Origin of the sequence: Streptomyces resistomycificus (genome assembly GCF_001514265.1) — a bacterium.
GTDB classification, from domain to species: Bacteria; Actinomycetota; Actinomycetes; order Streptomycetales; family Streptomycetaceae; genus Streptomyces; species Streptomyces resistomycificus.
Genome location: NZ_KQ948998.1, coordinates 146,332 through 166,429, shown reverse-complemented (window position 1 = coordinate 166,429; position 20,098 = coordinate 146,332). Strand labels below are relative to the sequence as shown.

The 20,098-nt window shown below is 70.8% G+C and carries 14 protein-coding genes; 10 read left to right on the top strand and 4 right to left on the bottom strand.

All coding sequences use genetic code 11. From position 1 onward, the window contains the following. Positions 1 to 73 precede the first annotated feature (73 nt). A complete protein-coding gene (locus AQJ84_RS29715) occupies positions 74 to 1,105 on the bottom strand; it encodes a CAP domain-containing protein (protein WP_030040999.1) in 1,032 nt (343 codons plus the stop codon). 168 nt (positions 1,106 to 1,273) lie between these two features. Between AQJ84_RS29715 and AQJ84_RS29710 the strand changes: the two genes are divergently transcribed. The 4 genes from AQJ84_RS29710 to AQJ84_RS29695 all read left to right on the top strand — a co-directional run bounded on the left by AQJ84_RS29710 (position 1,274) and on the right by AQJ84_RS29695 (position 7,658). Continuing rightward, the gene (locus AQJ84_RS29710; RefSeq protein ID WP_030041000.1) at positions 1,274 to 1,555 is read left to right on the top strand and encodes an acylphosphatase; all 282 of its coding nucleotides are present in this window, start codon (positions 1,274 to 1,276) and stop codon (positions 1,553 to 1,555) included. Positions 1,556 to 1,938: 383 nt separating this feature from the next. After that, positions 1,939 to 2,142 (top strand): hypothetical protein, encoded by a 204-nt coding sequence (locus tag AQJ84_RS29705; protein WP_030041001.1) that lies wholly within the window; start codon positions 1,939 to 1,941, stop codon positions 2,140 to 2,142. A gap of 219 nt (positions 2,143 to 2,361) precedes the next feature. Further along, positions 2,362 to 5,991, top strand: coding sequence for a chromosome segregation protein SMC (smc, locus tag AQJ84_RS29700; RefSeq protein WP_053191526.1), 3,630 nt, complete (start codon positions 2,362 to 2,364; stop codon positions 5,989 to 5,991). 248 nt (positions 5,992 to 6,239) lie between these two features. Next, a complete protein-coding gene (locus AQJ84_RS29695; RefSeq protein ID WP_030041004.1) occupies positions 6,240 to 7,658 on the top strand; it encodes a sugar porter family MFS transporter in 1,419 nt (472 codons plus the stop codon). Positions 7,659 to 7,770: 112 nt separating this feature from the next. Here AQJ84_RS29695 and AQJ84_RS29690 read toward each other — a convergent pair whose 3' ends face one another. Next, complete coding sequence (locus AQJ84_RS29690; protein WP_030041005.1) at positions 7,771 to 8,739, bottom strand: LLM class flavin-dependent oxidoreductase; 969 nt, start codon at positions 8,737 to 8,739, stop codon at positions 7,771 to 7,773. Positions 8,740 to 8,938: 199 nt separating this feature from the next. On the opposite strand from AQJ84_RS29690, the gene ftsY reads away from it, so the two are divergent. Further along, positions 8,939 to 10,138 carry a signal recognition particle-docking protein FtsY gene (gene ftsY, locus AQJ84_RS29685; protein ID WP_030041006.1) on the top strand — a complete coding sequence of 400 codons (1,200 nt, stop codon included), beginning with the start codon at positions 8,939 to 8,941 and terminating at the stop codon, positions 10,136 to 10,138. A gap of 98 nt (positions 10,139 to 10,236) precedes the next feature. Here the strand turns inward: ftsY and AQJ84_RS29680 are convergent, their stop codons facing one another. After that, positions 10,237 to 10,893, bottom strand: a complete 657-nt coding sequence (locus tag AQJ84_RS29680; protein WP_030041007.1) for a bifunctional DNA primase/polymerase — start codon at positions 10,891 to 10,893, stop codon at positions 10,237 to 10,239. A gap of 446 nt (positions 10,894 to 11,339) precedes the next feature. Between AQJ84_RS29680 and nsdA the strand changes: the two genes are divergently transcribed. The 5 genes from nsdA (at position 11,340) to ffh (ending at position 18,940) form a co-directional block, all read left to right on the top strand. Next, complete coding sequence (nsdA, locus tag AQJ84_RS29675) at positions 11,340 to 12,824, top strand: transcriptional repressor NsdA (protein WP_053191524.1); 1,485 nt, start codon at positions 11,340 to 11,342, stop codon at positions 12,822 to 12,824. A gap of 324 nt (positions 12,825 to 13,148) precedes the next feature. Next, positions 13,149 to 14,489 (top strand): ammonium transporter, encoded by a 1,341-nt coding sequence (locus AQJ84_RS29670; protein WP_030041008.1) that lies wholly within the window; start codon positions 13,149 to 13,151, stop codon positions 14,487 to 14,489. After that, positions 14,486 to 14,824 (top strand): P-II family nitrogen regulator, encoded by a 339-nt coding sequence (locus AQJ84_RS29665; RefSeq protein ID WP_003997576.1) that lies wholly within the window; start codon positions 14,486 to 14,488, stop codon positions 14,822 to 14,824. Before AQJ84_RS29670 ends, AQJ84_RS29665 begins: the two co-directional genes overlap by 4 nt. 26 nt (positions 14,825 to 14,850) lie before the next feature. Then, positions 14,851 to 17,298 carry a [protein-PII] uridylyltransferase gene (locus AQJ84_RS29660; RefSeq protein ID WP_030041009.1) on the top strand — a complete coding sequence of 816 codons (2,448 nt, stop codon included), beginning with the start codon at positions 14,851 to 14,853 and terminating at the stop codon, positions 17,296 to 17,298. A gap of 88 nt (positions 17,299 to 17,386) precedes the next feature. Further along, positions 17,387 to 18,940: a signal recognition particle protein gene (gene ffh / locus AQJ84_RS29655; RefSeq protein WP_030041010.1), complete on the top strand. Its 1,554-nt coding sequence runs from the start codon at positions 17,387 to 17,389 to the stop codon at positions 18,938 to 18,940. A 107-nt stretch (positions 18,941 to 19,047) separates the two neighbouring features. Here the strand turns inward: ffh and AQJ84_RS29650 are convergent, their stop codons facing one another. After that, entirely contained in the window at positions 19,048 to 19,902 is an 855-nt protein-coding gene (locus AQJ84_RS29650) for a methyltransferase domain-containing protein (protein WP_051869991.1), read from the bottom strand. Positions 19,903 to 20,098 lie beyond the last annotated feature (196 nt).

The following is a 20,098-nucleotide window of genomic DNA, read 5'->3' as shown; positions in this document are numbered from 1 at the left end:
ACCGTCGGCAGCGGGCAGGGCGATGCGGCGGGCTCGCGTACGAGCCCGCCGCATCGCCCTGCGTCGGCCGGTCTCAGTACCCGAAGTCCTGCGTCCACCAGGGGCCGCCGGACCCGAGGTGAACGCCGACTCCCAGAGTCTTGAAGTCGCAGTTCAGGATGTTGGCCTTGTGGCCCGGGCTGTTCATCCAGGCCTCCATCACCGCGGCCGCGTCGGCCTGTCCCCGGGCTATGTTCTCGCCGCCGAGGTCGGTTATGCCGGCCTTCGCGGCCCGGTCCCACGGGCTCAGCCCGTCCGGATCGGTGTGGTCGAAGAACCCGCGCGCGGCCATGTCCTCGCTGAAGGCCTCGGCCAGGTCGGCCAGCGAGCTGTTGGCGGCGACCGCGCTGCAGCCCACCTTGGCCCGCTCCTCGTTGACCAGCTTCAGCACCTCGGCCGCGGCGGTGGTCTCCGCGGACACCGTCACCGGAGCGCTGTTCTCCTTCGGCGCCTTCGTGGCCTTACGCGAAGGGGCCGGCTCCGGCTTCTTGCTGGGCGTGGCCCGCTCTTTCTTCGACGGCGTCTCGGTCGGCGTGGCCGACGACGTCGAGGGGGAGGGCGAGGGCGAGGTGGAGCGCTCGGCGTCCCGGCTGGTCGAGGTGCCCTCGTCGCGGCTCTCGGCGCTGCCGGAGGTGCCGCCCTGCTCGGTCGGACTGTTGGTCGGCGAGTTCGCGGCCTGCACGCTGTCGCCGCCGTTGCTGTTGCCCCCGCCGAGCTTGTAGTTCTCCAGGCCGGGCACGGCGCCGGTGGCGACCGCGACCGTGCCGAGGGCGACCGCGGCGGAGACGCCGAGCAGGCCGGTCTTCACCGGCGTCACGACACTCCTGCGGCGACGGCGGTGGGATCCACCGCGCCGGCCGCCGGCGTCGGGCGTGAAGCCCTCGCCCCGGTACAGGGCGTAGTCCTCCTCGGACGCGAAGAGGTAGGCGTCACTCCTCGCGTAGGCGTCTTCGTGACCCTCCGCGTAGGCGTCCTCGTGCGTTTCCGTGTTCAGGTAGGGGGCTGTGCCCACCATGGCGCGGCCCGTGGCGGCGCGGCCGGCGGCGGAGCGTCGGTGGCGTCCCATGTCCTTGCCTTCCTAGTCCTGGCGGTCGACGCGTCCCCCCGGCCAACCAAGCTCACAAAACTCACACGATCGAGTGAGTTTCGTATGAGATTCATTGGTGGAGGACGGTACCGCATGGCGCCAGGGGAGGAAGTGTCCCGAGAGACATTGGCCCGTTAGGTTGCACTTATGAGCGAGGATGTGCGACTGGTCGCCTGGGTGCGTGGACGCGTCCAGGGTGTGGGTTTCCGCTGGTTCACGCGGGCCAAGGCCCTGGAGATCGGCGGCCTGAGTGGTTTTGCTCTCAATCTGGGCGACGGACGGGTCCAGGTGGTCGCCGAAGGGCCGCGCACGGGGTGCCAGGGACTGCTCGACTGGCTCCAGGGTGACGACACGCCCGGACGCGTGGACGGCGTCACCGAGATCTGGGACACACCTCGCGGCGGCTACGACGGCTTTGCCATCCGCTGACCCGATTCTGTAAATCGGCCCAGGCGGAAGCGGAGGGACATGCCACTGGCACCTGCCGGAAGCAGAAAGAGCCTGGTGGTTGCCAAGAACCCCTTGCCGTGGCAGGCTCCGCACGTAAGGATGATCGTCACGCCCCGGGGGTCCCGCAGGAGTCGCAGCGTCGCCGTTTTCCGGCCGCGCGGCAGTGGGTTGCCCGCCAATACGGGGCGTGATCGTGTTGACCGTCAAACTTTTTGGTGAGACGCTGAAAGCACCCCGCGCACCTTAGCTGTTTGGCATGGAAGAACGGCAGCACGAACTCAAAAGTGTCAAGCACCGCGGGTGCGAATCCCTCACGACCCACACCGCTTCGGTCGGTCACTCAGTGTGGAGGACCATCCATCATGGCAAAGGCGCTTCTCGGTTACGTCGGCGGCTCCGACCCTCGACTCCTCGCCGAGATGCGACGGCTTCAGCAGCGCGTCCAGGACCTGGAATCCGAGCTCGTACGGATCCAGGCCGAGAACGACGCGCTCGCGGCTGCCGCTTCTCACGACAGGATCCTGGAGAGCATCGACGCACACCAGGCGGAGCCTGCGCTCACCTGATCACTGCATCGCTACACGACAGCTCACGCAGTGGTTGGGCGGCCTGAATCAACCGCTAAGTTGTCAGAGTCTGCAAGGGACGCTTCGGCGTCCCTTCTTTCTTTCCCCCGTGCGTCTGCGCCCTTCCACTCTCTTTAACGTCTGGTGTGCCCTGCACGTTCATGGGTGAAACCGTGGGTTCATGGAGTGAGACACCCCCGGAAGGTAGAGTCCAGCGCCGTGCACCTCAAGGCCCTGACCCTCCGCGGGTTCAAGTCGTTCGCCTCGGCGACCACGCTCCGGTTCGAACCGGGCATCACGTGCGTCGTGGGGCCGAACGGCTCGGGCAAGTCCAATGTGGTGGACGCGCTCAGCTGGGTCATGGGGGAGCAGGGCGCCAAGTCGCTGCGCGGCGGCAAGATGGAGGACGTCATCTTCGCCGGCACCACCGGCCGCCCCCCGCTGGGCCGCGCCGAGGTGTCCCTGACCATCGACAACTCCGACGGCGCGCTGCCCATCGAGTACGCCGAGGTCACCATCACGCGGATCATGTTCCGCAACGGCGGCAGCGAGTACCAGATCAACGGCGACACCTGCCGCCTCCTCGACATCCAGGAACTCCTCTCCGACTCCGGCATCGGCCGCGAGATGCACGTCATCGTCGGCCAGGGCCAGCTCGACTCCGTCCTGCACGCCGACCCCATGGGCCGGCGCGCCTTCATCGAGGAGGCCGCGGGCGTCCTCAAGCACCGCAAGCGCAAGGAGAAGGCGCTGCGCAAGCTGGACGCGATGCAGGCCAACCTGGCGCGCGTGCAGGACCTGACCGACGAGCTGCGGCGCCAGCTCAAGCCCCTGGGCCGTCAGGCCGCCGTCGCGAGACGGGCCGCCGTCATCCAGGCCGACCTGCGCGACGCCCGGCTGCGGCTCCTCGCCGACGATCTCGTACGGCTGCGGCAGGCGCTGCAGTTGGAGGTCGCCGACGAGGCCGCGCTGAAGGAGCGCAAGGAAGCCGCCGAGCTGGAGCTCAGGAAGGCCCTGCAGCGTGAGGGGCACCTGGAGGACGAGGTACGCCGGCTCACGCCACGCCTCCAGCGGGCGCAGCAGACCTGGTACGAGCTCTCCCAGCTGGCCGAGCGGGTGCGCGGCACCGTCTCGCTGGCCGACGCCCGCGTGAAGAGCGCGACCTCCGCGCCGCCCGAGGAGCGGCGCGGCCGTGACCCCGAGGACATGGAGCGCGAGGCCGCCCGGATCCGTGAGCAGGAGGCCGAGCTCGAAGCGGCCCTGGAAGCGGCCGAGCACGCCCTGGAGGACACCGTCGCGCACCGCGCCGAGCTGGAGCGCGAACTGGCCCACGAGGAACGGCGCCTGAAGGACGTGGCCCGCGCGATCGCCGACCGCCGCGAAGGGCTGGCCAGGCTGAACGGCCAGGTCAACGCGGCCCGTTCGCGCGCCGCCTCCGCCCAGGCCGAGATCGACCGGCTGGCCGCCGCGAGGGACGAGGCCCAGGAGCGGGCGGTGGGGGCGCAGGAGGAGTACGAGGCACTGAAGGCCGAGGTCGACGGCCTCGACGCCGACGACGCGGAACTCGCCGACCAGCACGACACGGCGAAGCGGCAGCTGTCCGAGGCGGAGGCCGCGGCGAGCGCCGCTCGCGAGGCGGTCACGGCGGCGGAGCGCAGGCGGGCCGCGACCCAGGCCCGCCACGAGACCCTGGCCCTCGGACTGCGCCGCAAGGACGGCACCGGCGCGCTGCTCGGCGCGCAGGACCGCCTCACCGGTCTCCTCGGCCCGGCCGCCGAACTGCTGCGGGTCACGCCGGGCCACGAGGTCGCCCTGGCCGCCGCCTTCGGTGCCGCCGCGGACGCCCTCGCGGTCACCACCCCGGCCGCGGCCGCCGACGCGATCCGCCTGCTGCGCAAGCAGGACGCCGGCCGGGCGGCGCTGCTGCTGGCGGGCGCCCCGGAGGACACGGGAGCGGCCGCCGCCCGGTCGGGAAGCGGCGGACCGGCGTCATCGGCAGCCGTCCCGGACGCCGGCGGGGCCGGTGTCCGGGACCACGCGGCGGATGGTCCGACGTTCGCCGCCGACCTCGTCCGCGGCCCCTCGGACCTCATGCCCGCCGTACGCCGACTGCTGCGCGGGATCGTCGTCGTCAGCACCCTCGAGGACGCCGAGGACCTCGTCTACGGCCGGCCCGACCTCACCGCGGTCACCGCCGACGGCGACCTGCTGGGCGCGCACTTCGCGCACGGCGGGTCCGCCGGCGCGCCCAGTCTGATCGAGGTGCAGGCCTCGGTGGACGAGGCCGCCGCAGAGCTCGAGGAGCTGGCCGTACGGTGCGAGGAGCTGTCCGAGGCGCAGCACGCGGCCGGCGAGCGGCGCAAGGACTGCGCGGCCCGGGTCGAGGAACTGGGGGAGCGGCGCCGGGCCGCCGACCGGGAGAAGTCGGCCGTGGCGCAGCAGTTGGGGCGGCTGTCCGGACAGGCGCGCGGGGCAGCCGGTGAGGCCGAACGGTCCGTCGCCGCCGCCGCGCGGGCTCAGGAGGCGCTGGAGAAGGCCCTTCAGGACGTGGAGGAACTCGCCGAGCGGCTCGCCGTCGCCGAGGAGATGCCGGTCGAGGAGGAGCCCGACACCTCGGTACGCGACCGGCTCGCCGCCGACGGGGCCAACGCCCGGCAGACCGAGATGGAGGCCCGCCTCCAGGTCCGTACGCACGAGGAGCGGGTCAAGGGCCTGTCCGGACGGGCCGACTCGCTCGACCGGGCCGCACGCGCGGAACGCGAGGCACGCGCGCGTGCCGAGCAGCGGCGGGCCCGCCTGCGGCACGAGGCGGCCGTCGCCGAAGCCGTTGCCCTGGGTGCGCGGCAGCTGCTCGCGCACGTCGAGGTCTCCCTCACGAGGGCCGACGAGGAGCGCACCGCCGCCGAGGCCGCCAAGGCCCGCCGTGAGCAGGAGCTGGCCGCCGCCCGCAACGCGGGGCGCGATCTCAAGGCGGAGCTCGACAAGTTGACGGATTCAGTCCACCGGGGTGAGGTACTCGGCGCCGAGAAGCGGCTGCGCATCGAGCAGCTGGAGACCAGGGCGCTGGAGGAACTCGGTGTGGAACCGGCGGGGCTCGTGGCCGAGTACGGCCCGCATCAGTTGGTGCCGCCCTCGCCCCCCGCCGAGGGCGAGGAGCTGCCGGAGGATCCGGAGCACCCGCGCAACCAGCCGAGGCAGTTCCACCGGGCCGAGCAGGAGAAGCGGCTGAAGTCGGCCGAGCGGGCGTACCAGCAGCTCGGGAAGGTCAATCCGCTCGCCCTGGAGGAGTTCGCGGCGCTGGAGGAGCGCCACAAGTTCCTCAGTGAGCAGCTCGAGGACCTGCGCAAGACCCGTGCCGACCTGCTTCAGGTGGTCAAGGAGGTCGACGAGCGCGTCGAGCAGGTCTTCACCGAGGCCTACCGGGACACGGCCCGCGAGTTCGAGGGCGTGTTCAGCAGGCTGTTCCCGGGCGGCGACGGCCGGCTGATCCTGACCGACCCCGACAACATGCTCACCACGGGCGTGGACGTCGAGGCCCGTCCACCGGGCAAGAAGGTCAAGCGGCTGTCGTTGTTGTCGGGCGGCGAACGTTCCCTGACCGCCGTGGCGCTGCTGGTGTCGATCTTCAAGGCGCGGCCCAGTCCGTTCTACGTCATGGACGAGGTCGAGGCGGCGCTCGACGACACCAACCTCCAGCGGCTGATCCGGATCATGCAGGAGCTGCAGGAGGCCTCCCAGCTGATCGTGATCACGCACCAGAAGCGCACGATGGAGGTCGCCGACGCGTTGTACGGCGTCTCCATGCAGGGCGACGGTGTGTCGAAGGTCATCTCCCAGCGGCTGCGCTAGACCCGTGCGGTCTACACCTATCGCCACCTGCGCCTCTGTCGCCGCTCCCTAATTGCTTCACTTCTTGAACCCAAGCGGGACACCCGCATCTCGAAGTTCACAGCAGACGACCTATTGACTTCGAAACTTGAAGGCATAGTCTCTGCAACGTTGCTTTTACCTTCAGGTGGTGGGCGGCATCGAGCTGTGTGCCACTGGAAGGGTTTCCCCCCACACCGGCAGCGTTGCCGGTGGCCCGAGGAGTACACGTGACCAGCACAGCGCAGGCACCACAGTCAGGAGCCGCATCGGCTCATCCCGATCATCTCGGACATGTCATCTTCATCGCGGCGGCGGCCGCGATGGGCGGGTTCCTCTTCGGCTACGACAGCTCCGTCATCAACGGTGCCGTCGAGGCCATCAGGGACCGCTACGACATCGGCTCCGCGGCGCTGGCCCAGGTCATCGCCATCGCTCTGATCGGCTGCGCCATCGGCGCCGCGACCGCGGGTCGCATAGCCGACCGTATCGGCCGTATCCGGTGCATGCAGATCTCGGCCGTGCTGTTCACGGTCAGTGCCATCGGCTCCGCGCTGCCGTTCTCGCTGTACGACCTGGCCTTCTGGCGCGTCATCGGTGGCTTCGCCATCGGCATGGCCTCCGTGATCGGCCCCGCCTACATCGCCGAGGTCGCCCCACCGGCCTACCGCGGTCGGCTCGGCTCCTTCCAGCAGGCCGCGATCGTCATCGGCATCGCGATCTCCCAGCTGGTCAACTGGGGTCTGCTGAACGCCGCCGGCGGCGACCAGCGCGGCGAGCTGATGGGCCTCGAGGCCTGGCAGGTCATGCTCGGCGTCATGGTGATCCCGGCCGTCCTCTACGGTCTGCTGTCCTTCGCCATTCCCGAGTCCCCGCGCTTTCTGATCTCCGTCGGCAAGCACGAGCGGGCCCGCGAGATCCTCACCGAGGTCGAGGGCGACAAGATCGACCTGGACGCCCGCGTCGCCGAGATCGAGCACGCCATGAAGAGCGAGCACAAGTCGTCCTTCAGGGATCTGCTCGGCGGCAGCTTCTTCTTCAAGCCGATCGTCTGGATCGGTATCGGCCTCTCGGTCTTCCAGCAGTTCGTCGGCATCAACGTCGCGTTCTACTACTCCTCGACCCTGTGGCAGTCGGTCGGCGTCGACCCGACGGACTCGTTCTTCTACTCCTTCACGACGTCGATCATCAACATCGTCGGCACCGTGATCGCCATGATCTTCGTCGACCGCGTCGGCCGTAAGCCGCTGGCCCTCATCGGTTCCGTCGGCATGGTGATCGGCCTGGCGCTGGAGGCCTGGGCGTTCTCCTTCGACCTGGTCGACGGCAAGCTGCCGGCCACCCAGGGCTGGATCGCCCTGATCGCCGCCCACGTGTTCGTCCTCTTCTTCGCCCTGTCCTGGGGTGTGGTCGTCTGGGTCTTCCTCGGCGAGATGTTCCCGAACAAGCTCCGGGCCGCCGCCCTGGGCGTGGCCGCGGCCGCGCAGTGGATCGCCAACTGGGCCATCACCGCGAGCTTCCCGTCGCTGGCCGAGTGGAACCTCTCCCTGACCTACGTGATCTACACGGCGTTCGCCGCGCTCTCCATCCCGTTCGTCCTGAAGTACGTCAAGGAGACGAAGGGCAAGACGCTGGAGGAGATGGGCTGAGCCTCCCACCGAGGCTCCCGAGCTCGAGGAGAAGGGCCAAGTCCCCGCTGCCCCTCTCCTCGTACCGTCCGCCGCCCCCGGCTCGGCCACCGCCGAGCCGGGGGCGGCGGTCTCACGTCAGCTCCGGCACCACCCGCCGCGCGAACAGCCGCAGGCTGCGCCATCCCTCCTCGACCGGCATCCCGCCCGCCAGCGGATGCAGCACGAGGCTGTCGAGGCCCAGTCCCACGCAGTCCTCCGGGGTCAGGACCCGGTACACGCCCTCCGCGCGCAGCTCGTCCACCGTGGTGGCCGCCGACCTCACCGCCGAGCGGATGTCGCCGGACTGCCAGGAGGCGTACGTCCGGGCCTCGTGCAGGAAGTGCTTCCCATGTGCCGCCCACACCTCGTCCGGGTCCTCGGCGATGTGCAGCAGGGGCGTCTCGGCGGCGGGCATCATGGTCCAGCCCTCCGTGCCGTACTCGACGAGCCGCTCCTTGTAGTACGCCTCCAGCTCCGGCAGATACGCGCTGGGGAAGAACGGCAGGCCGAGCCGGGCGGCCCGGCGGGCGGCGGCCTTCGAGGAACCGCCGACCAGGAGCAGGGGGTGCGGGTCGGTGTACGGGCGCGGGGTGACCCGTACCGTCCGGCCCCGGTACGCGAACGCCTCGCCGGTCCAGGCGTTGAGCAGGGTTTCCAGAAGCTCGTCCTGGAGCCTCCCGCGCCGCTTCCACTCCACGTCGAACTGCGCGTACTCCTCGGGCCGGTAGCCGATCCCCGCGACCGTCACCAGCCGCCCGCCGCTCAGCAGGTCCAGCACGGCGATGTCCTCGGCCAGCCGCAGCGGGTCGTGCAGCGGGCCGATGACCGCCGAGACCGTGACCGCGATCCGGCTGGTGGCCCCGAACACCGCGCCCGCGAAGGCGAACGGCGAGGGCAGCCAGTTGTCGGCGACGCCGTGGTGCTCCTCGGTCTGCACGGTGGTGATCCCGTGGCCGTCCGCGTACGCGGCCATCTCCACGGCCGCCCGGTAGCGGGCGCTGAGCGAGGCGGGGGTGGCGCCGGGCTCGACCAGGTTGAAACGTACGACCGTGACGGGCATGGGAACGTCCCCCTTCGCGCGGTGGGTGGGAGGGAGGACGGTAGCTGACGGTGCGTCAGACAACCAGGGCCGCGGAATGACGACAGCTTCCCTCTAGAGTGACTGTTCGAATGCCATGTCCGCGTCAGAGGCAAGCTGCACGGCATGCTCCTCGCGGTTCGGCCTCCCCGGCGGGGGAGGGATGGATACTGGACGGGTTATGGAAATTGTCATCCTTGCTGTAGTCATCGCCGTGGTCGTGCTCGGTGCGCTCGGCGGGCTCATCGTCGGCAGCCGGCGCAAGAAGTCGCTGCCCCCGCCGCCCCCCGCAGCGCCCGACATCACCGCCCCGCCGGCCGAGCCGCACGTCGGCGACGAGGCCGAGACGCCGCGCGACGAAACGCGCCGGACGATAGAGGAGGTGGACCTCCCGGACGGCTCGGCTCCCGTCGTCGTGGAGGAGCCCCCCTCACTCGTCCCCGAGATCGAGGTCCCCGAGCCGACCGAGGGGCGCCTGGTCCGCCTGCGCGCCCGCCTCTCCCGCTCCCAGAACGCCCTCGGCAAGGGGCTGCTCACGCTGCTGTCGCGCGAGCACCTCGACGAGGACACCTGGGAGGAGATCGAGGACACGCTGCTCACCGCCGACGTCGGCGTGCTGCCCACGCAGGAGCTGGTCGACGGCCTGCGTGAGCGGGTGAAGGTGCTCGGCACCCGCACGCCGGACGAGCTGCGCGCCCTGCTGCGCGAGGAGCTGCTCAAGCTGGTCGGCACCGACCTCGACCGCACGGTCAAGACCGAACCCGAGACCAGCAAGCCCGGCATCGTGATGGTCGTGGGCGTCAACGGCACCGGCAAGACCACCACCACCGGCAAGCTCGCCCGCGTCCTGGTGGCCGACGGCCGCAGTGTGGTGCTCGGTGCCGCCGACACCTTCCGGGCCGCCGCCGCCGACCAGCTGCAGACCTGGGGCGATCGGGTCGGCGCCCACACCGTGCGCGGCCCCGAGGGCGGCGACCCCGCCTCCGTGGCCTTCGACGCGGTCAAGGAGGGCAAGGAGATGGGCACGGACGTCGTGCTCATCGACACCGCGGGGCGCCTGCACACCAAGACCGGCCTCATGGACGAGCTCGGCAAGGTCAAGCGGGTCGTCGAGAAGCACGCGCCGCTCGACGAGGTGCTGCTCGTCCTCGACGCCACGACGGGCCAGAACGGCCTGGTGCAGGCCCGGGTCTTCGCCGAGGTCGTCGACATCACCGGCATCGTCCTGACCAAGCTGGACGGCACGGCCAAGGGCGGCATCGTGATCGCGGTCCAGCGCGAGCTGGGCGTGCCGGTCAAGCTGATCGGTCTGGGAGAGGGCGCCGACGACCTGGCGCCGTTCGAGCCGGAAGCGTTCGTGGATGCCCTTATCGGCGAGTGACCCACGAGAATTCGTCGGTGGTCGAAGAAGCGCCCGCCCCCAAGGTGCAGTTGGGGACGGGCGCTTCGCTGTGTGCGGCGTGATCCGAACGACAGGCCCTAAGCCCGCGAGCGGTGCGCCACGTAGGCCAGCGTCCCCAGCAGTAGTCGGGCCGCCGGCGGCTTCGTGGCCGTGTCCAGCGCGGGCGGGCGCAGCCAGCGCACCGGGCCCAGACCGCCCCGGTCGGAAGGCGGGGCGGTGATGTGCGTGCCGGGGCCCAGGCCGTGCAGGTCGAGGGAGGTGGGGTCGTCCCAGCCCATGCGGTAGAGGAGGTCGGGGAGCTCGGCGGCGGTGCCGGGGGCGACGAAGAAGTGGGCGCGGCCCTCGGGGGTGGCGGTCACCGGGCCGAGGGGGAGGCCCATGCGCTCCAGGCGGACCAGGGCGCGGCGCCCGGCGGGCTCGGCCACCTCGATGACGTCGAACGCCTGGCCGACGGGCAGCATCACCGAGGCGCCGGGGAACTCGCCCCAGGTCTTGGCGACGTCGTCGAGGGTCGCCCCGGCCGGAACGTGCGGCGCGAAGTCGAGGGGATGGGCACCGGGTGCGGCGCAGTCGGCGCGCCCGCACGAACAGGAACCGGCCGCGGCACGCGCCCCCGGTACGGCGTCCCAGCCCCACAGTCCGGTGAACTCGGCGACGGCCGTGCACTCCGAAGAGCGGCCGCGCCGACGCGAGCCGGAGCGGATCTCCCGAATGCCGCCGATCGTGAACCCCATGCCCCCTCCAACGTGTCCGGCGTGCCGGTGGTTACGTGACGAACGCGAACTGTGACTCTCCGTTGCCGATTCCACCACCACTTCCGGGTCATGGCGGCGCCCGGAGGTGACCCGGGTGGTGTGCTCGGCGGCGTGCGCCCCTGAGTGCACCGCTCCGCCCACTCTCGACCGTCCTCTGTCAAGTGAATCGTGCGGCGACGACCGGGAGTTCATTCGAAGGGGTGGCGAATGGTGGCGTTTCGGGGATCGCCATGGCTGGACGCGTGATCGTAGGATTACTTTGAGTGCACAAGCCCTGGGGGCACATGCACTTGTGGGTATGCCGGAGGCAACCCGGGTTCCCGTTCGAAGGGTGGCAATCACCGGACGGACGGCCGTATTTACCGGCATTCTGATAAGGCTTGGCGCACTCGGTGACAAGTGGTCTCAGGAATGGGGGCGTTCCAGTGAGCGGCAACGGCAGTGGTGGGACGAACGCGATGAACGCGGACAAGCGCCCCAACGAGCTGCTCACCTCGTGGTTCGTTCGCAGCGGCTGGTCCAAGGGCGAGCTGGCCCGTCAAGTCAACCGCCGCGCCCGTCAGTTGGGCGCCAACCACATCTCCACCGACACCTCACGGGTACGCCGCTGGCTGGACGGCGAGAACCCCCGCGAGCCGATCCCGCGGATCCTGTCGGAGCTGTTCTCCGAGCGGTTCGGATGTGTCGTCTCCGTCGAGGACCTCGGATTGCGCGCCACCCGCCAGTCACCCTCCGCGACCGGCGTCGACCTGCCCTGGACGGGTCCGCAGACGGTGGCCCTGCTCAGCGAGTTCTCGCGCAGCGACCTGATGCTGGCGCGGCGCGGCTTCCTCGGGAGCTCGCTGGCCCTGTCCGCGGGTCCGTCCCTCATCGAGCCGATGCAGCGCTGGCTGGTGCCCTCGCCCTCGTCCGCGCACCACGACCCCGAGCCGTCCTCGTCCTCGGCCCGCCGCGGCCGGCTGTCCAGGCCGGAGCTGGACCTGCTGGAGTCGACGACGGTGATGTTCCGCCAGTGGGACGCCCAGTGCGGCGGCGGCCTGCGCCGCAAGGCGGTCGTCGGTCAGCTGCACGAGGTGACCGACCTCCTCCAGGAGCCCCAGCCCGAGGCCACCACCAGGAAGCTGTTCAAGGTCGCCGCCGAACTGGCCGAGCTCGCGGGCTGGATGTCGTACGACGTGGGGCTGCAGCCCACCGCGCAGAAGTACTTCGTGCTCGCCCTGCACGCGGCCAAGGAGGCGGGCGACAAGCCGCTCGGCTCGTACGTGCTGTCCAGCATGAGCCGTCAGATGATCCACCTGGGGCGGCCCGAGGACGCCCTGGAACTGATCCACCTCGCGCAGTACGGCAGCCGGGACTGCGCGAGCCCGCGCACCCAGTCCATGCTGTATGCGATGGAGGCCCGCGCCTACGCCAACATGGGGCAGCCCGGCAAGTGCAAAAGGGCGGTCCGGATGGCCGAGGACACCTTCGCCGACACCGACGAGTGGGACGAGCCGGACCCCGACTGGATCCGCTTCTTCTCGGAGGCCGAGCTGTACGGCGAGAACTCCCACTCCTATCGCGACCTCGCCTACGTCGCCGGTCGCAGCCCCACCTACGCCTCCCTGGCCGAGCCCCTCATGCGCAAGGCCGTCGAGCTCTTCGCCGACGACGGCGAGCACCAGCGGTCGTACGCACTGAACCTGATCGGGATGGCCACCGTGCACCTGCTCCAGCGTGAGCCCGAGCAGAGCACCGTGCAGGCCGCGCACGCCATGCAGATCGCCAAGAAGGTGCGCTCCGAGCGGGTGAACACCCGTATCCGAAAGACGGTCGACACGGCCGTACGCGATTTCGGTGATCTCGCCGAGGTCGTAAGCCTCACCGAGCAGCTCGCCATCGAGCTGCCCGAGACCGCCGAGGCGGTCTGACACCGCGCGCGGCCCCCACAACCCCGGCCGTGGCCGGCCTTCCCGAACTGCCCGACTCGGCTCCCCCATGCCAGGTCATCGGAAGGCCGACCGCGGCCGGTTCCATTCCTTCACCGAAGGTTGCGCCACGATAACGATCAACGCGACCAATATCAGCCAGTTCATCGAGGCGTAACACGCAGGGCGCCTTCGTCACGGCGGCGAAACAACGAGGGGCTTCCACCGAAACCGCGCTGCGCCAATCTCATGGCGCATAACCGGCCCACCCCTCAATCCGCTCAGGCTTCGCCCGCACGGGGCCGTACCAATGACGAGGAGACGCCGATGGCTCCAGCCATCACGCTTGCCGCGGAGACAGAGCTCTCCGCAGCCAACACAGGTTTCATGCTCATCTGTTCCGCCCTGGTGATGCTCATGACGCCGGGACTGGCCTTCTTCTACGGAGGCATGGTCCGCGTCAAGAGCACCCTGAACATGCTGATGATGAGCTTCATCAGCCTGGGGATCGTCACCATCCTGTGGGTGTTGTACGGCTTCTCCCTCGCCTTCGGCACGGACTCCGGACACCTCATCGGCTGGAACTCCGACTGGATCGGTCTCAGCGGGATCGACAAGGGCGAACTGTGGGGCTCCTACAACATCCCGCTGCTCGCCTTCATGGTCTTCCAGCTGATGTTCGCGATCATCACGCCCGCCCTGATCAGCGGTGCCCTCGCGGACCGCGTGAAGTTCTCGGCGTGGGCGCTGTTCATCGCCCTGTGGGCCACGATCGTGTACTTCCCCGTCGCCCACTGGGTCTGGGGTGAGGGCGGCTGGGCCTTCGACATGGGCGTGATCGACTTCGCCGGTGGTACGGCGGTCCACATCAACGCCGGTGCCGCGGCGCTCGGTGTCATCCTCGTCATCGGCAAGCGCGTCGGCTTCAAGAAGGACCCGATGCGCCCGCACAGCCTCCCGCTGGTCATGCTCGGCGCAGGTCTGCTGTGGTTCGGCTGGTTCGGCTTCAACGCCGGCTCGTGGCTCGGCAACGACGACGGCGTCGGCACGCTGATGTTCGTCAACACCCAGGTCGCCACCGCCGCCGCGATGCTGGCCTGGCTCGTCTACGAGAAGATCCGCCACGGCGCGTTCACCACGCTGGGTGCCGCCTCCGGCGCGGTCGCCGGTCTGGTCGCCATCACCCCGTCCGGTGGTGCCGTCACCCCGATCGGCGCGATCGCCGTCGGCGCGATCGCCGGTGTCCTGTGCGCCATGGCCGTCGGCCTGAAGTACAAGTTCGGCTACGACGACTCGCTCGACGTCGTGGGTGTCCACCTCGTCGGCGGTATCGCCGGCTCCATCCTGATCGGCTTCTTCGCCAGCGGTAAGGGCCAGTCCGACGCGGCGGGCGTCTTCTACGGCGACCACAAGTTCGACCAGCTGTGGAAGCAGCTCGCCGGTGTCGGTGGCGTCCTGGCCTACTCCCTGATCGCCTCCGCGATCCTCGCCCTCCTCATCGACAAGACCCTCGGCATGCGGGTCCCCGAGGACGACGAGGTCGCCGGCATCGACCAGGCCGAGCACGCCGAGACCGCATACGACTTCAGTGGTGCCGGTGGTGGTGCCGCCCGCACGACCGCCGTCCCGGCCCCGGTGGCCGACACCGCTAAGAAGGTGGACGCATGAAGCTCATCACCGCCGTCGTCAAGCCCCACCGGCTCGACGAGATCAAGGAGGCCCTCCAGGCCTTCGGGGTCCACGGACTGACGGTCACCGAGGCGAGCGGCTACGGTCGTCAGCGGGGCCACACCGAGGTCTACCGTGGTGCCGAGTACACCGTGGACCTGGTCCCCAAGATCCGCATCGAGGTGCTGGCCGAGGACGACGACGCCGAACAGCTGATCGACGTCATCGTGAAGGCGGCCCGCACCGGCAAGATCGGTGACGGCAAGGTCTGGTCCCTCCCGGTCGAGACCGCCGTACGGGTCCGCACCGGCGAGCGCGGCCCGGACGCGCTCTGACCGAAGAACAGAACAGGAGCTGCTGGGTGACGAGCACGGACGTGCGCAAGGATGCAGAGGACTCGGGACCCAGCGGCTATGCGGCGGCCCGGCTGCGCCTCCTCTCGGAGGGGGCGCAGTCCGGGCCGCCGCGCCGTGCGGCCCTGTCCGAACTGACGGACGGCTGGCTGGCCGGCCTCTTCAACGCGGGCGGCGAGGGCCTGCGCGGGGTCTCCCTGATCGCCGTCGGCGGCTACGGCCGCGGTGAGCTGTCCCCGCGCAGCGACCTGGACCTGCTCCTGCTGCACGACGGCAGCGACTCGGGCGCGGTCGCCGCCCTGGCCGACCGCATCTGGTACCCGGTCTGGGACCTCGGCCTCGCCCTGGACCACTCCGTGCGCACGCCGGCCGAGGCCCGCAAGACCGCCGCCGAGGACCTGAAGGTGCAACTGGGCCTCCTGGACGCCCGCCACCTCGCCGGCGACCTGGGCCTCACCGCCGGTCTGCGGACCACCGTCCTCGCCGACTGGCGCAACCAGGCACCCAAACGCCTGCCCGAACTCCAGGAGCTGTGCGCCGAGCGTGCCGAACGCCAGGGCGAGCTGCAGTACCTCCTGGAACCCGACCTCAAGGAGGCCCGCGGCGGCCTCCGCGACGCCACCGCCCTGCGGGCCGTCGCCGCCTCCTGGCTCGCCGACGCCCCGCGTGAGGGCCTCGACGACGCCCGGCGCCGCCTCCTGGACGTCCGTGACGCCCTGCACCTGACGACCGGCCGGGCGACCGACCGGCTCGCGCTCCAGGAGCAGGACCAGGTCGCGGCCGAGCTCGGCCTGCTCGACGCCGACACGCTGCTGCGGCAGGTGTACGAGGCGGCGCGGGTCATCTCGTACGCCAGTGACGTGACCTGGCGGGAAGTGGGCCGCGTGCTCAGGGCTCGCGCCGTGCGGCCGCGGCTGCGTGCCATGCTCGGCGGCGGCAAGCCGGTCGCCGAACGATCCCCGCTGGCCGAGGGCGTCGTGGAGCAGGACGGCGAGGTGGTGCTCGCCCGTGCCGCGCGCCCCGAACGCGACCCCGTGCTGCCGCTGCGCGCCGCGGCCGCCGCCGCGCAGGCCGGACTCCCGCTCTCCCTGCACGCCGTGCGGCGCATGGCGGCCGTCGCGCGCCCCCTGCCCACGCCCTGGCCCGCCGAGGCGCGCGAACAGCTCGTGACCCTGCTCGGTTCCGGTCAGCCCACCATCGACGTGTGGGAGGCACTGGAGGCGGAGGGGCTGATCACCCGCCTGCTGCCCGACTGGGAGCGGGTGCGCTGCCGGCCGCAGCGCAACGCCGTGCACATCTGGACCGTCGACCGGCACCTCATCGAGACCGCGGTCCGCGCCTCCGAGTTCACCCGTCGCGTCCATCGCCCCGACCTCCTCCTGGTCGCCGCGTTGCTGCACGACATCGGCAAGGGCTGGCCCGGCGACCACTCGGTGGCCGGCGAGATCATCGCCAAGGACGTGGCCGCCCGGATCGGCTTCGACCGGGCGGACGTGACGGTGCTCGCCACCCTCGTACGCCATCACCTGCTGCTCGTCGACACCGCGACCCGGCGCGACCTGGAGGACCCGGCCACCGTGCGCTCGGTCGCCGACGCGGTCGGCTCGCAGGGCACGCTGGAGCTGCTGCACGCCCTGACCGAGGCGGACGCGCTGGCCACCGGGCCGGCGGCCTGGTCGTCCTGGCGTGGCTCGCTCGTCGCCGACCTGGTCAAGCGGGTCTCCGCGGTGCTGGCCGGGGACCTGGAGGACGAGCCCGAGTCCGCCGCGCCCACCGCCGAGCAGGAGCGGCTCGCGATCGAGGCGGTCGCCACCGGCGGCCCGGTGCTCTCCCTGCGCGCGCAGACCGAGCCGCCGACCGAGGAGCAGCCGGCCGGCGACCCGGAACCCCTCGGTGTGGAACTGGTCATCGCCGTACCGGACCAGTCGGGCGTGCTGCCCGCGGTGGCCGGCGTCCTCGCCGTGCACCGCCTCACCGTCCGCACGGCCGAACTGCGCACCCTGGACCTGCCCGACGGCGTCGAGGGCTCGGTGCTGCTGCTGAACTGGCGGGTCGCCGCCCAGTACGGCTCCCTGCCCCAGGCCGCCCGGCTGCGCGCCGATCTCGTACGGGCCCTGGACGGGTCCCTGGACATCGCCGGCCGCCTCGCCGAGCGGGACGCGGCCTATCCGCGCCGCCGGGGAGTCGTGGCGCCGCCGCCCCGGGTCAGCGTCCACCCGACCGCGTCCCGGCTGGCCACGGTCATCGAGGTCCGTGCCCAGGACGTGCCCGGACTGCTGCACCGCATCGGGCGCGCACTGGACGACGCCCGTGTGCGGGTGCGCAGCGCACACGTCAGCACCCTGGGCGCCAACGCGGTCGACGCCTTCTACGTGACCGACCCCGAGGGCGCGCCCCTGCCCAGCGAAGAGGCCGCCTCCGTGGCGCGGAAACTGGAGGAGACCCTGCGGGGCTGACCGGCAGTGACCCGCTCTCGTCGCGCCGGGATACCCTGGAGGGCGATTCCGAAGCCAGCCACCGACGACCCCGAGGACCGCGAGCGCCGTGTTCGATACTCTCTCCGATCGCCTCTCAGCGACTTTCAAGAACCTGCGCGGCAAGGGACGGCTCTCCGAGGCGGACATCGACGCCACCGCGCGCGAGATCCGCATCGCGCTCCTCGAAGCGGACGTGGCGCTGCCCGTCGTGCGGACGTTCATCAAGAACGTCAAGGAGCGTGCCCTCGGCGCCGAGGTCTCCAAGGCGCTGAACCCCGCCCAGCAGGTCCTGAAGATCGTCAACGACGAGCTCGTCACCATCCTGGGCGGTGAGACGCGTCGCCTGCGCTTCGCCAAGCAGCCGCCCACCGTGATCATGCTGGCGGGTCTGCAGGGTGCCGGTAAGACCACCCTCGCGGGCAAGCTCGGCCGGTGGCTGAAGGAGCAGGGCCACTCGCCGCTCCTGGTCGCCGCCGACCTCCAGCGCCCGAACGCCGTCAACCAGCTCAGCGTGGTAGCCGAGCGGGCCGGTGTCTCGGTCTACGCGCCCGAGCCGGGCAACGGCGTGGGTGACCCGGTCAAGGTCGCCAAGGACTCCATCGAGCACGCGAAGTCCAAGGTCCACGACATCGTGATCGTGGACACCGCCGGCCGCCTCGGTATCGACGCCGAGCTCATGCGGCAGGCCGCGGACATCCGCGACGCCGTGTCGCCGGACGAGATCCTCTTCGTCGTCGACGCGATGATCGGTCAGGACGCGGTCAACACCGCCGAGGCCTTCCGCGACGGTGTCGGCTTCGACGGCGTGGTGCTCTCCAAGCTCGACGGCGACGCCCGCGGCGGTGCGGCCCTCTCGATCGCCTCGGTCACCGGCAAGCCGATCATGTTCGCGTCGAACGGCGAGAAGCTCGACGAGTTCGACGCGTTCCACCCGGACCGGATGGCCTCCCGCATCCTCGACATGGGTGACCTGCTCACCCTGATCGAGCAGGCGGAGAAGACGTTCGACCAGGCCGAAGCCCAGAAGATGGCCGAGAAGCTGGCCTCCAAGAAGGGCCAGGACTTCACGCTCGACGACTTCCTGGCGCAGATGGAGCAGGTCCGCAAGATGGGCTCCATCTCCAAGCTGCTCGGCATGCTCCCCGGCATGGGCCAGATCAAGGACCAGATCAACAACCTGGACGAGCGGGACGTCGACCGCACGGCCGCGATCATCAAGTCGATGACCCCGGCCGAGCGCCAGGAGCCGACGATCATCAACGGCTCGCGCCGCGCCCGTATCGCCAAGGGCTCCGGCGTCGAGGTCAGCGCCGTGAAGAACCTGGTCGAGCGGTTCTTCGAGGCCCGCAAGATGATGTCCCGGATGGCTCAGGGCGGCGGCATGCCCGGGATGCCGGGGATGCCGGGCATGGGTGGCGGTCCCGGCCGCGCCAAGAAGCAGCCCAAGAAGGCCAAGGGCAAGCAGCGCTCCGGCAACCCGATGAAGCGCAAGCAGCAGGAGCAGGAGGAGGCCGCCCGCCGCGCGGCCGCCGCCCAGGGCGGCAACGCCTTCGGCGTGCCTGGTCAGCAGCAGCCTCAGGACTTCGAACTGCCCGACGAGTTCAAGAAGTTCATGGGCTGATCCGGCCTTTCCCGTACCTCACCGAGGGCGCTCCTTCCTGGAGGGGGCGCCCCCGTGCGTTCCGGGCACCCCTTCCCCGCACGGCCGGGCCCGCCGGGGGCCGCGCTCTAGGGAACCCGCGCGATCAGGTACCGGAACACGTTCGGCATCCACACCGTGCCGTCCTGGCGCTGGTACGGATGCAGGGCCTCCGCCACCTCCTTGTCGACCTGGGCCTGGTCCGTCGCGGAGATCGCCGCGTCGAAGAGCCCGGTCGACAGCAGTCCGCGTACCGCACTGTCCACGCCCGCGTACCCGAACGGGCAGGCGACCCGGCCGGAACCGTCGGTCCGGAGGCCGGCCCGCTGGGCGACCTCCTCCAGGTCGTCCCGGAGAGCGGGGCGCCAACTGCCCGTGTTGCGCAGTGGATCCGCCAGCTTGGTGGCCACCCGCAGCACCGCCGACGTGGCGCACCGTTCCGGCGGTCCCCAGCCTGCCAGCACCACCGGTGCCCCTCGCGCGGCGAGCGGCACCGCCGCGGCGAGCAGTTCCCCGAGCCCTTCCGAGTCGCCCGCGAGACACCCGATGGGCTCGAGGGCGGTCACCACCGTGTACGCGGGCGCCCCAGCGTCGGCCACCTCCCCGAGCGCGCCGTCGACCAGCCGGGCGCCGGCGCGCCCACGCGTGCTCCACGCCTCCGGCAGCAGCCGCTCCCGCGCGAGGGCCAGCCGTTCCCGGGAGTCGTCGACACCGGTCACCGCGGCCCCTCTGGAGGCCGCCATCAGCAGGGCGAGCCCGGAGCCGCAGCCGAGGCCCAACAGCCGCGCCGCGGGGCCCACTTCCAGTCGCTCGTAGACGGCCTCGTAGAGCGGCACCAGCATCCGCTCCTGGATCTCGGACCAGTCACGCGCGCGTGCACCGAGGTCCACACGGGGTCCTTCTCCCGTATGAGACAGGTGCTGCCGCACGAGCGTAGGTGTCATAGGTAAGCGCCCCAATCCGCCGAGAGTTGCCCCTGTGCCCGATTCCGTAGCCCCCGTGACGTGCGCTCGCACTCCCCCCGTATGCCAGATAACTCCGCACTCGACCGCGCGTCCAGGGGTTGGCGGGCCCGGCTTGTGGGTTGGCTGTGCGAGTGGCGAGAATTCACATTCCGGTAATCCGGGCTCGTACCATCGC